The organism is Nonomuraea zeae (genome assembly GCF_005889725.1).
Taxonomy (GTDB): Bacteria; Actinomycetota; Actinomycetes; order Streptosporangiales; family Streptosporangiaceae; genus Nonomuraea; species Nonomuraea zeae.
The window spans coordinates 44,603-56,728 of the sequence record NZ_VCKX01000045.1 but is presented as its reverse complement, the minus strand read 5'-3'; the positions used below and the strand labels follow the sequence as shown (position 1 = coordinate 56,728).

At 73.1% G+C, this 12,126-nt stretch carries 11 protein-coding genes; 8 read left to right on the top strand and 3 right to left on the bottom strand.

Annotation, left to right across the window (positions count from 1 at the left end; translation table 11 throughout):
• Positions 1-794, bottom strand: a 794-nt coding sequence (locus ETD85_RS17115; RefSeq protein WP_206058360.1) for an SDR family oxidoreductase, incomplete at its 3' end; no start/stop codon positions are given.
• 103 nt (positions 795-897) lie between these two features.
• Between ETD85_RS17115 and ETD85_RS17110 the strand changes: the two genes are divergently transcribed.
• The 5 genes from ETD85_RS17110 (at position 898) to rhaS (ending at position 6,650) form a co-directional block, all read left to right on the top strand.
• Entirely contained in the window at positions 898-1,848 is a 951-nt protein-coding gene (locus tag ETD85_RS17110) for an AraC family transcriptional regulator (RefSeq protein ID WP_138690705.1), read from the top strand.
• 143 nt (positions 1,849-1,991) lie between these two features.
• Positions 1,992-3,488: a sugar ABC transporter ATP-binding protein gene (locus ETD85_RS17105; RefSeq protein ID WP_138690704.1), complete on the top strand. Its 1,497-nt coding sequence runs from the start codon at positions 1,992-1,994 to the stop codon at positions 3,486-3,488.
• Positions 3,485-4,525, top strand: coding sequence for an ABC transporter permease (locus ETD85_RS17100; RefSeq protein WP_138690703.1), 1,041 nt, complete (start codon positions 3,485-3,487; stop codon positions 4,523-4,525). Before ETD85_RS17105 ends, ETD85_RS17100 begins: the two co-directional genes overlap by 4 nt.
• A 59-nt stretch (positions 4,526-4,584) precedes the next feature.
• The gene (locus tag ETD85_RS17095) at positions 4,585-5,568 is read left to right on the top strand and encodes an ABC transporter permease (RefSeq protein WP_138690702.1); all 984 of its coding nucleotides are present in this window, start codon (positions 4,585-4,587) and stop codon (positions 5,566-5,568) included.
• On the top strand, positions 5,565-6,650 hold the full coding sequence (gene rhaS / locus ETD85_RS17090) for a rhamnose ABC transporter substrate-binding protein (RefSeq protein ID WP_138690701.1): 1,086 nt from the start codon (positions 5,565-5,567) through the stop codon (positions 6,648-6,650). The genes ETD85_RS17095 and rhaS overlap by 4 nt, the downstream gene beginning before the upstream one ends.
• 42 nt (positions 6,651-6,692) lie before the next feature.
• On the opposite strand, the gene ETD85_RS17085 is transcribed toward rhaS, so the two are convergent.
• Positions 6,693-7,361 carry a response regulator gene (locus tag ETD85_RS17085; protein ID WP_138690700.1) on the bottom strand — a complete coding sequence of 223 codons (669 nt, stop codon included), beginning with the start codon at positions 7,359-7,361 and terminating at the stop codon, positions 6,693-6,695.
• Complete coding sequence (locus tag ETD85_RS17080) at positions 7,358-8,656, bottom strand: sensor histidine kinase (protein ID WP_206058359.1); 1,299 nt, start codon at positions 8,654-8,656, stop codon at positions 7,358-7,360. Before ETD85_RS17080 ends, ETD85_RS17085 begins: the two co-directional genes overlap by 4 nt.
• 135 nt (positions 8,657-8,791) lie before the next feature.
• Between ETD85_RS17080 and ETD85_RS17075 the strand changes: the two genes are divergently transcribed.
• Genes ETD85_RS17075 through ETD85_RS17065 form a run of 3 tightly spaced genes read left to right on the top strand, consistent with a single transcriptional unit; the run spans position 8,792 to position 12,095 of the window.
• Entirely contained in the window at positions 8,792-9,709 is a 918-nt protein-coding gene (locus tag ETD85_RS17075) for an ATP-binding cassette domain-containing protein (RefSeq protein ID WP_138690699.1), read from the top strand.
• Positions 9,706-11,277 (top strand): DUF1349 domain-containing protein, encoded by a 1,572-nt coding sequence (locus ETD85_RS17070; RefSeq protein ID WP_138690698.1) that lies wholly within the window; start codon positions 9,706-9,708, stop codon positions 11,275-11,277. Before ETD85_RS17075 ends, ETD85_RS17070 begins: the two co-directional genes overlap by 4 nt.
• Positions 11,274-12,095 carry an ABC transporter permease gene (locus ETD85_RS17065; RefSeq protein ID WP_240779196.1) on the top strand — a complete coding sequence of 274 codons (822 nt, stop codon included), beginning with the start codon at positions 11,274-11,276 and terminating at the stop codon, positions 12,093-12,095. Before ETD85_RS17070 ends, ETD85_RS17065 begins: the two co-directional genes overlap by 4 nt.
• Positions 12,096-12,126: the final 31 nt, after the last annotated feature.

The following is a 12,126-nucleotide window of genomic DNA, read 5'->3' as shown; positions in this document are numbered from 1 at the left end:
GGGGTGGGGGCGGTGCGGAATCGGGCGGCGTGCTCGGCGACCCATTCCCCGAACGTGCTCGGCGCGCTCTTCGTGACCTCCTCGACCGTCCCGGTGACGGGGGCCGGGCGGGTCACCAGGTCGTGCTGGGCCTGGAGGATGCCGTCCACGGCCTGGGGAGGCCAGCCGGTGGCCAGCAGCTCGGCGCGGGTGTGCTCGGGGGAGACCTCCAGCCAGCGCGCCGGCAGCCCCGTGATCTCGGAGATGACGCGGACCTGGTCGGCCTGGGTGATCGGCTCCGGTCCTGTCAGCTCGTGGACGGCGCCGTGGTGCCCGTCGTCCAGCAGCGCCCGTACGGCCACCGCCGCCACGTCCCGCTCGTGGATCAGGGGCATGGCGGCCGGCCCGTGCGCGCCGCGTACCACTCCCGCCCTGACCTGCCTGGCCCACCGCAGGGTGTTGGCCGCGAAGGCGTGCGGGCGCAGGACCGTCCACTCCAGCCCGGACTCCTCGATCAGCCGCTCGACCTCGCGTTCGTGGTCGCGTACCGCGGCGGAGGAGAGGTAGACCACCCGGCGGGCCCGCCCGGCGATGGCCTCGATCACTTCCCGCGCGCCCTCAGCCGTGGCGAACGGCCACACCAGGAACACCGAGCCAACCCCGTCGAGTGGCAGTGAGGCGGGCTCCCTCAGGTCTGCTCCAGGGCTGGAGCTCCTGGACAGCGCCCTGACCTCCGCGCCCTCCGCCCGCAACTGCCGGGCCACTTCGCCGCCCACCGTGCCGGTCGCCCCGGTCACCAGAATCGTGCTCACCATGCACTCCCTTCATCAAGAAACAACCGTAGGAGTAGCTGGCGAGATGGCCAATGCGTGTGAGACGCGGAATTCATGCGCGATCGTCTTGTGAGAGGATCCCGTCATGGACGTACTCAGCGACGTGATCGCCCTCATGCGCACCGGCCGGGCGCGCTCGGCCCGGGTCGAATGGCAGGCGCCCTGGGGGCAGCGGTTCCCGTCCGTGCCGGGCTCGGCCGGGTTCCAGGTCGTCCTGCAAGGGTCGGCCTGGCTGCTGCCGCCTGACGGCGAGCCGATCGCGTTGTCGGTGGGCGACGTGGTCTTCTTCCCGCACGGTCACGGCTGCGTTCTGGCCGACTCGCCGTCCACCCCCGTGGCCGAGCCCGAGTGCGACCCGCTGGACGACGGGCTGGGCCTGTTCGCCTCGGCCTCGATCGACGGCCCCGCCACCACGGTGCTGCTGTGCGGCGGCTACCGGCTCGACCCCGGCATGGCCCACCCGATCCTGCGCGAGCTGCCCGACGTGATCCACCTGCCGGCCAGGCTCGGCCTGCACGCCGAGCTGCGCGCGGCCGTGGAGTCCTTGGGCGCGGAGATCCGGCATCCGCGGCTGGGCGCGGACACGGTGGTGACGTCCCTCCTCGACATGCTGCTGCTCTACATCCTGCGGGCCTGGTTCACCACGGAGCCCGGCCACTGCGAGGTCGACGGGTGGGCCCAGGCGCTGACGGACCCGGTCGTCAGCGTGGCGCTCGACGCCATCCACAGAGACCTCGCCCATCCGTGGACGGTCGAGGAGCTGGGCGCGCGGGCGGGGCTGTCGAGAGCGGCCTTCTCCCGCCGGTTCAGCACGCTGGTCGGCCGGCCGCCGCTCGCCTACGTCACCTGGTGGCGCCTGGCCACGGCGGCCCGCCTCCTGCGCGCGTCCGGCGCGCCGCTGGGCGAGATCGCCACCGAGGTCGGCTACGGCTCGGAGTTCGCCTTCGCCAACGCCTTCAAGCGGGAGCACGGGATGGCTCCCGGGCGTTACCGCCGCGAGGTCTGCCCGCCGGCGGTGTTTTCTTCCCGTGAGTGATGGGGTTAAAACGTAACAAATCAGCGCAGGTGAAAGGGCGAGAGCGTATGCGGAAATCTCCTCGTAACCAACCATTGACGCCGGGGCGTTGGCTGATCTACCGTCCTCCCACCGCTTAAAACGATTTTTCCGGGAGTGCGGCGATGGAAGTATCTCCCGTTCTATCCCTCTTACGGGTCAGCAAGGCGTTCGGCGCGGTCCAGGCCGTACGCGAGGTGTCCCTGGACCTGTTCCCCGGCGAGGCGCACGCGCTCGCCGGGGAGAACGGCGCGGGCAAGTCCACGCTCGTGAAGATCCTCTCCGGCGTGCACCGGCCGGACTCCGGGCGGATCCTGCTGGACGGCGAGCCGGTGGAGTTCGGCGGCCCCGCCGACGCGCAGCGCGCCGGAGTCGCGGTGATCTACCAGGAGCCGACCCTGTTCCCCGACCTGTCGGTCATGGAGAACATCTTCATGGGCCGCCAGCCCCGCTCCCGCCTCGGCATCGACCGGCGGGCCATGCGCGCGAGCGCCGCCGAGCTGTTCGCCGGGCTCGGCGTGCGGCTCGACCCCGACCAGCCGGCCCGCGGCCTGTCGATCGCCGACCAGCAGCTGGTCGAGATCGCCAAGGCGCTGTCCCTGCGGGCCAGGGTGCTCGTCATGGACGAGCCGACCGCCGCCCTGTCGGGCAAGGAGGTGGCCCGGCTGTTCGGCGTCGCGAAGGCGCTGCGCGAGCAGGGGTGCGCGCTGCTGTTCGTCTCGCACCGGCTGGAGGAGATGTTCGAGCTGTGCCAGCGGGTCACCACCCTGCGCGACGGCGCCTTCGTGGCGAGCGACCTGATCTCCGGCATCACCCCCGACGACCTCGTACGCCGCATGGTCGGCCGGGATCTGGACGCGCTCTTCCCGAAGCAGGAGACGGACGCCGGCGAGGTGGCGCTCCAGGTGCGTCGGCTCACCCGCGAGGGCGCCTTCACCGACGTGTCCTTCGAGGTGCGCCGCGGCGAGATCGTCGCGCTGGCCGGGCTGGTCGGGGCCGGGCGCAGCGAGGTGGCGCGGGCCGTGTTCGGGATCGACCGGTGGGACGCGGGCAGCGTGGAGGTGGACGGGCGGCGGCTGCGGCCCGCGAGCCCGACGGCCGCGATGGCGGCGGGCCTGGCGCTGGTGCCCGAGGACCGGCGGCAGCAGGGGCTCGTCATGGACCTGTCCATCGAGCGCAACATCGGGCTCGCCGGGCTGGCCGCCGTACGCAGGGGGCCGCTGATCTCCCGGCCGGCCGAGCGGGAGCGGGCCAGGGACTGGGCGGTGCGGCTGCGGCTGAAGTTCGGCCGGCTGACCGACCCGGTGAACGTGCTGTCCGGCGGAAACCAGCAGAAGGTCGTGCTGGCCAAGTGGCTGGCCCGCAAGCCGTCCGTGCTGATCGTGGACGAGCCCACCCGGGGCATCGACGTGGGCACCAAGGCCGAGGTCCATCGCCTGCTGTCGGAGCTCGCGGCCGGCGGGGTGGCGGTGCTGATGATCTCGTCGGAGCTGCCCGAGGTGCTGGGCATGGCGGATCGGGTGCTGGTCATGCACGAAGGGCGGCTGGTCGCGGAGATCGGCCGGGCGGAGGCGACGGAGGAGAGCGTGATGGCGGCTGCCACCGGGCGGGGTGCCGGGTGACCGCGACCGCGGCGGGCGCGGAGACCCGCCGTGGCAACGGCGGGCGGCGGCTGGTCGACCGGGTGGCCCGGGTGCGCGAGCTGGGCATCGTGGTCGCGCTCGGCGTGCTGTTCGGCGTGACCGGCGCGGTGAACCCGAGCTTCCTGACCTACGCCAGCCTGCGCGACATCCTGCTCAACTCCGCGATCGTGGCCATGCTCGCGGTCGGGCAGACCCTCGTCGTCATCACCAGGAACGTGGACCTTTCGGTCAGCTCGGTGGTCGGGCTGACGGCGTTCGGGGGCGCGCTGGTCCTGGCCGACGATCCGGGCGTGCCGATCCCGGTGGTGATCGCCGGGTGCGTGCTGCTCGGCGCGGTCTGCGGGGCGGTCAACGGCCTGCTCGTCGGCGTGGCCAAGGTGCCCGCGCTGGTGGCCACGCTCGGCACCCTGTACGCCTTCCGCGGCATCGACTACGCCTGGGCGGGCGGCCGGCAGGTGAACGCCGCCGACATGCCCGAGGGCTTCCTGTCCCTCGGCACCCGCTCGGTGCTCGGGATCCCGCTCCCCGCGCTGGTCGCCCTGGCCGTCCTGCTGGTCGTCGGCTGGATGCTGCGCAACCTGCGGGCCGGTCGCGAGCTGTACGCCATCGGCTCCAGCCCCGAGGCCGCCGTGCTGGCCGGGATCAGGGTGCGGCGCAGGATCGTCGCGGCCTTCGTGGCCAACGGGGCCCTGGCCGGGCTGGCCGGGATCATGTGGGCGGCCCGCTTCGGCACCGTGGACGCCACCGTCGCGACGGGCAAGGAGCTGGACGTGATCGCGGCCGTCGTGGTGGGCGGCGTGGCGATCTTCGGCGGCAGCGGCACGGTGTATGGGGCGGCGCTCGGGGCGCTGCTGCTGGCCGGGATCACGAGCGCGCTGGCCGTGCTGCGGGTGGACGCGCTCGCGCAGACGGCCATCAACGGCGCGCTGCTGATCGCCGCCATCGTCCTCGACCGGGTGCTCGCGCTGCGGGTCGCCGCCGCACTCCGCCGCAGGAGGTTCCACGATGCCCGCTGATCGGCCCTGCGTGAGCGAGGGTCCCGCTGACCGGCTCCGCGCGCCCGGGAGGTTCGTCGATGGCCGCTGACCTCGCCAGGGTGGCCCGCCGGTGGGAGGGGCTGATCCTCGTCCTGCTCGTGGGCGTCGTGCTCTGGGCCTCGCTCGGCGTGGACGGCTTCGCCAACGGCTCCAACGTCTCCTTCCTGCTCCTCGACACCACCGAGATCGCCCTGATGGCGCTCACCATGACGCTGGTGATCGTGGCGGCCGAGATCGACCTGTCGGTGGCCTCCACGCTCGGCCTGTCCTGCGCGGTGCTCGGCTGGCTGTGGAACGCGGGGCTCCCGATCGAGGCGATCATGCCGATCTGCCTGCTGGTCGGCGCGGCCTGCGGGGCCGTCAACGGCCTGCTCGTCACCCGGCTGGGCCTGCCCTCGCTGGCGGTGACGATCGGGACGTTCGCGCTGTTCCGCGGCCTGGCGTACGTGATGCTCGGCGACCAGGCGGTGGCCGACCTGCCCCCGGCCTACACGAGCCTCGCCACGGCCGCGCTCGGCCCGGTCCCGCTGGCGACCCTGCTGGTCGTGGTGCTGGCGGCGGTGGCGGCCGTGGTGCTGCACGCGACCGGGCTCGGCCGCTCGATCTTCGCGCTCGGCTCGAACGTGGACGCCGCCTACTTCTCGGGCATCCGGGTCAAGCGGATCAAGCTCTGGCTGTTCGTGGCCTCCGGGGTGATGGCCTCGCTGGCCTCCCTCGTCTACACGTTCAGGTACGCCAGCGCGCGGGCGGACAACGGCGTCGGCCTGGAGCTGGCCGTGGTGGCCGCCGTACTGCTCGGCGGGGTGTCCATCTTCGGTGGCCGCGGCACGCTGCCCGGCGTCCTGATGGCGGTGCTGCTGCTCGGCGTCGTACGCAACGCGCTGATCCTGGCCGACGTGGCCAACGAGGTGCTCAACTTCGTGACGGGACTGCTACTCGTCGCATCCGTGCTGGCGCCGAACTTGGGGGCGTTCTGGCGGCGGCGCACAACTCCACAAGTGGAAGGGAAGTCCGTTTCATGACAACGCGCACCCCTTGGCGGCCCACGGCGCTCATCGCGGGACTCGTCCTGCTGACCGCTTCCTGCGGTGGTGGCACCACGAAGAGCGACGTGGCGCAGCAGTCCTCCGCGCCCGCCGCCACCGCCGCGTCGTCGGCCGCGGCCGATCCGAACGCCCCGCTCAAGCAAGGACTGAAGATCGCGTTTCTGCCCAAGCAGGTGAACAACCCGTACTTCACGATCGCCGACAACGGCGGCATCGAGGCCGCCAAGGAGTTCGGCGGCGAGGGCAAGGAGGTCGGCCCGTCCGACGCCAGCGCGTCCTCGCAGGTGTCCTACATCAACACGCTGATGCAGCAGAAGCAGGACGCCATCGTGATCTCCGCGAACGACCCCAACGCGGTCGTCCCCGCGCTCAAGCAGGCCAGGGCCGCCGGGATCAAGGTCGTCAGCTACGACTCCGACACCGCCGCCGAGGGCCGTGACGTGTTCGTCAACCAGGCCGGCGCCGAGGACCTCGGCCGGACGGAGGTGCAGCTCCTGGCCGAGCAGATCGACCACAAGGGCAAGATCGCCGTGCTCTCGGCCACGCCGAACGCGACCAACCAGAACACCTGGATCGAGTTCATGAAGGACGAGCTGAAGAAGCCCGAGTACAAGGACATGGAGCTGGTCAAGGTCGCCTACGGGAACGACGACGACCAGAAGTCGTTCACCGAGACCCAGGGCCTGCTGCGCTCGTACCCGGATCTGGCCGGCATCATCTCGCCCACGACCGTCGGGATCGCGGCCGCCGCCCGCTACCTGTCGGACTCCCCGTCCAAGGGGAAGGTCAAGCTGACCGGCCTGGGCACCCCCAACCAGCTCAGGAAGTTCGTCAAGGACGGGACCATCGAGGCGTTCGAGCTGTGGAACCCGGCCGACCTGGGCTACCTGGCCTCGTACGCCGCCGCCGCGCTGGCCTCGGGGCAGATCACCGGCGCCGAGGGCGAGAAGTTCAAGGCGGGCAAGCTCGGCGAGTACACCGTCGGGGCCAAGGGCGAGGTGCTGCTCGGCAAGCCGACCGTGTTCAACAAGGACAACATCGACAAGTTCGACTTCTGACCACGGGCGGCGGTCGTGGGCGCGCCCCGGGTCAGGGCGCGCTCACGGCCGGCCGCGCGGCACGACCAGCCCGGTCTCGTACGCGGCCACCACGGCCTGCGTCCGGTCCCGCAGGCCGAGTTTGTTCAGCACCCGGCTCACATGCGTCTTGACCGTCTCCTCGGTGACCGTCAGCCGGGCCGCGATCTCGGGATTGGACAGGCCCTCGGCGACGAGCCGCAGCACCTGCGTCTCGCGCGGGGTGAGCGCGGACAGCGCCTTGGCCGGCGCATCGGACCTCGGGCCGAAACGGGTGAACTCGCTGATCAGCCGGCGCGTGACGGCCGGGGCGAGCAGCGCCTCACCTGCGGCGATGACGCGGACCGCGTCGAAGAGCCGCTCGGCGGTGACGTCCTTGAGCAGGAAGCCGCTGGCTCCCGCGCGCAGGGCGTCGTAGACGTACTCGTCCAGGTCGAACGTCGTCAGGATGAGCACCTTCGGCCCGCCGTCGCCGGTGAGCCGCCTGGTGGCCTCGATGCCGTCCATGACCGGCATGCGTACGTCCATGAGGACCACGTCGGGCGCGAGCTCGCGGCAGATCCGCACCGCCTCGGACCCGTCGGCGGCGGTGCCGACCACCTCGAAGTCCTGCTGGGTGTCGAGCAGCTCGGCGAACCCGGTGCGCACGACCAGGTGATCGTCGGCGATGACGATCCGGACCACGGCGCTCATCCGGCTTCCTCGCCCCGCCCCGGCAGCCGGGCCTCGACCAGGAAGCCGCCACCGGGCGCCGGGCCGGTGCGCAGCTCGCCCCCGACGGCCACGGCGCGCTCGCGCATCCCGGACAGGCCATGACCGCCGCCCGCGTCCACGGAGGCCGGCCCCGGGCCGTTGTCCCTGACGGACAGGCACAGCTCGGCGCCGGTGTAGTCGAGCTCCACGTCCACCGCGGCGCCGGGCGCGTGCCGCCGCGCGTTGGTGAGCGCCTCCTGGACGATCCGGTACGCGGCCAGCTCCACGCCGGGGTCGAGCACCACGGGCGAGCCGCGCAGGATCAGGCGGGTGCTCGTGCCCGACGCCTCCCGAGCCTCGTCGATCAGCTCGTTGAGCTCGTGGAGGCGCAGGCCGGGCTGGGGCCGCCAGGCCGCCTCCGCGTCGGCGTCCGCGCGCAGCACGCCGAGCAGCCGCCGCATCTCGGTCAGCGCCGCCCTGGCGGTGTCGCCGATCGCCAGCAGCCGCTCCTGGCCCGCCGCCGGCATGCCGGGGACGGCCAGCCGGGCGGTCTCGGCCTGCACGGCGACCATGGAGATGTGGTGGGCGACGACGTCGTGCAGCTCCCTGGCGATGCGGGCGCGCTCGCCGCGTGCCGTGTGCTCCAGCAGGGTGTCGGCGATGACCTGGCGGGCGGCGGTGTCGGCGAGGGACCGGCCGCGCACGCGCACGGCGATGCCCGCCAGCGCCGCCGCCGTCGCCAGGCAGGCCAGGAGCAGCGAGTAGGCGCGCAGCCGCCCGCCCGGCTGATCGGCCGCGCCGAGCATCATCGCCAGCAGCGGGTACGGCACCGTGACGAGCACGGCGGCCACCGGAGATCCGTGCCGGCCGAACCGGTAGCCGGTGACCAGCTGGGCGACCAGGCCGGCCGCGGTCAGCGAGTGGAAGGCCAGCATCGACAGCACGCTCGCCCCGGAGGTCAGGAGCGCCGCGGCGACCGGCTGCGCCCACATGAGCGGCAGCGGCAGCGTCGTGGCCAGGGCCAGCAGCGGGAAGACCAGGAAGAGCAGGGGCGCGCCCGAGTCGCCGGCCTCCGGGGCGTCTCCCGAGGGGACGGGCATCGTGCCCACCGGCACGCTCTCCGTCTGCCCGAGCGCCGTCGCGCCGCCCGCCTGCGTGATCGACTCCACCACGGCCAGCAGCGCCAGCAGCACGCCGGCCGCCATCGGCAGATGAGCGGTCACGAACGGGAACGCGGCGGCAGCCCGGCGTGCCCACCCGGCCAGCCTGCCGCTCCGCTCCAGCGCTCGCTCCACGAAACCCATTGTCACGGGCTTACGGAGTCCTGGCATCCCTTGTGTGAGGGATGGGGCGTAGCTGGAGCCAGTGACGCGGCAGATCACTCCGCCGCGTGACGACCGCGACCGCCGCCGCTGCCTAGTCTGCCTGGCGTGGAAGCAACCATCGAAGTCACCGGCCTGCGCAAGCGGTTCGGCCGGACCCAGGCGCTGGACGGCATGTCCTTCACCGTGCTGCCGGGTCAGGTCACCGGGTTCGTCGGGCCCAACGGCGCGGGCAAGTCCACCACGATGCGGGTGGTGCTCGGCCTGGACTCGGCCGACGAGGGCAGCGCGCTCGTGGGCGGGCGGCCGTACGCGAGCCTGCGCCGCCCGCTGAGTCACGTCGGCGCGCTGCTGGACGCCGGCGCGCTGCAGCCCAGCCGCACCGCGCGCAACCACCTGCTCTGGCTGGCCCACTCCCAGGGGCTGGGCGCCGGGCGGGTGGACGAGGTGATCGAGCAGGCCGGGCTGGCGACGGCCGCCCGGCGCAAGGCGGGCGGCTTCTCGCTCGGCATGCGGCAGCGGCTCGGGATCGCCGCCGCGCTGCTCGGCGATCCTCCGGTGCTCATGCTGGACGAGCCGTTCAACGGCCTCGACCCCGAGGGCATCGTGTGGATCCGCGGCTTCCTGCGGTCGCTGGCCGCGGAAGGGCGTGCCGTGCTGGTGTCCAGCCATCTGATGAGCGAGCTCCAGGACACCGCCGGCCATCTCGTGGTGGTGGGCAGGGGCCGGGTCGTCGCGGACACCAGCGTGGCCGACCTGATCACGACCGCGTCCCGCGACCGGGTGACGCTGCGCACGGGGGCCCGCCCGGAGGCGATGTCGGTGCTGGCCGGCGCGGGCGCCACGGTGACCGTGACGGACCGCGACACGCTCATCGTCTCCGGGCTGGCGGCCGAGCACATCGTGCGGCTGCTCGGCGCGCAGGGGGTGGCCTTCTCCGAGGTGTCCGCCCACCGCGCCACGCTGGAAGAGGCGTACCTGGATCTGACCAGGGACGCGGTCGAGTTCAGGGGGGCGGCGCGATGACCGCGGTCACCCCCTATCGGCCGCGCCAGGCGGCCGGGCGCGACGGGTTCGCGCAGGCGCTCCGCTCGGAGTGGACCAAGCTCCGCACGGTCCGCGGCTGGGTGCTCGGCCTGGCGGTCTCGACCCTGCTCATCGTGCTGCTCGGGCTGATCTTCGCGGCGGGCAGCCAATCCTCCTGCAGCGCGGGGCCGATCGAGGTGCCCTGCCCTCCTTCGCCCACCGGGCCGGGCGGTGAGACGGTGGAGGACCACTTCTACTTCGTGCACCAGCCGCTGGACGGGGACGGCAGCATCACCGTACGCGTGAGCTCCCTGACCGGCCAGCTGCGCAAGCCGGACGCCACTCCCGGGGTCAGGAACGTCGTCGCCGGCGTCGTGCCCTGGGCCAAGGCCGGGGTGATGATCAAGGAGAGCACCCGGCAGGGCTCCACGTACGCGGCGGTGATGGTCACCGGCGAGCACGGCGTGCGGATGCAGCACGACTTCACCGAGGACGTGGCGGGGCTTCCCGGCGGCGTCTCGCCGTCCGCGCCGCGCTGGCTGCGGCTGACCAGGACCGGCGACACGATCACCGGCGAGGAGTCGGCCGACGGCGAGCGGTGGACGGAGGTGGGCACGGCCCGCCTGGCGGGGTCGCCGAAGAAGGTCCGCATCGGGCTGTTCGCCGCCTCGCCCGGCGATCTGACCGTGTCCCGCAACCCGCTCGGCGGGTCGTCAACGGCCTCGCGCTTCGCCGAGGCCACCGCGGTCATGGACCGGGTCACGCTGCGCGGACCGGCCGCCGGCGGCACGTGGAGCCGTGACGACATCGGCGTCACCATCGGCCCCGACGGCCGGCCGCACCATCCCGGGCGTTCCGTCCTGTCCGGCGGCACGTTCACCGTCACCGGGGTCGGCGACATCGCGCCGTTCTCGGAGGGCATGCCGATCGAGCGCCTGCTGATCGGGACGCTGATGGGGCTGATCATGGTGATCGTGGTGGCGGTGCTGTTCGTCACCGTGGAGTACCGGCGCGGGCTGATCCGCACCACCCTGATCGCCGGCCCGCGACGCGGCCGGACGCTGGCGGCCAAGGCGGTCGTGGCCGCCGCGGCGGCCTTCGCCTGCGGGACGATCGGGGCGGCGGTCACGGTGCCCGTCGGCCAGCTCATGCTGGCGGCCAACGGGAACCTGATCGCCTCCACGCCCCTGCTCACCGAGCTGCGCGTGATCGCCGGCACCGGAGGGCTGCTCGCGGTGACCGCCGCCTTCGCCCTCGGCCTGGGCTTCCTGTTCCGGCGCAGCGCCATGGCGGTCGTCGCCGCCGTCGCGGCCTTCCTGGTCCCGTACGTGCTCGCGACCGCGTCCATCCTGCCCGACGAGGCGGCGCGGTGGCTGCTGCGGGTCACGCCCGCGGCCGGGTTCGCGATCCAGCAGAGCCTGATCGAATATCCGCAGGCGAGCGCGCGCTATGCGGCGGCGGAGGGTTACTACCCGCTGCTGCCGTGGGCGGGTTTCGCGGTCACGTGCGCCTACGCGGGCCTGGTGCTGGGCCTGGCCGCGTACCGGCTGCGCGGGAGGGACGTATGAGCCGGGGCGCGCGGGGACGCGACGCGGCGGGGGACCGGTCCTTGCGGTGGGCGGTGCGGGCGGAGTGGACCAAGGTGCGCACTCTCGCGGGGCCGGGGTGGCTGCTGGCCTCGGTCGTCGTGCTGACCGTGGCCCTGAGCGCCGTGGCGGCGGCCGTCGTGCCCTGCGCGTCGGCGGGGTGCGGCCAGGACGCGACCAGGATCAGCCTGGTCGGGGTCCAGCTCGGTCAGGCCATGGTCGCCCTGCTGGCCGTGCTGATGGTCTGCGGCGAATACAGCACCGGCATGATCCGTACGAGCCTCACCGCGATGCCGCGCAGGGCGACCGGCCTGGCCGCCAAGGCGGTCGTGGTCACCGGCCTGACGGTGGCGGCCGGGACCGTGGCCGTGCTCGGGTCGGTGCTGGCCGGGCGGCTGATCCTGCCCGGCAGCGGGTTCACGCCCGCGCACGGCTACCCGCCGCTGTCCCTGGCCGACGGGCCGACGCTGCGCGCCGCCGCCGGCTCGGTCCTGTACCTCGTGCTGATCGCCCTGCTCAGCCTGGGCCTGGCCACCGCCGTCCGCGACTCGGCCGCCGCCACGGGTGTCGTGCTCGGCCTGCTGTACGCGTTCCCGTTCGTCAGCCTCATGGTCCGCGACCCTGACGTGCAGCTGTTCCTGTGGCGGATCTCCCCGACGAACGCCGGGCTGGCGGTGCAGGCCACCACGGATCTGGCCGGCCTGCCCATCGGGCCGTTGGCCGGCCTCGGCGTGCTGACGGCCTGGGCGGTGGCGGCGCTCCTGGGCGGCGGGCTGCTGCTGCGGCGCCGCGACGCCTGACCGCCTTTTCTGGGCTCTCCGGGACTTTCCT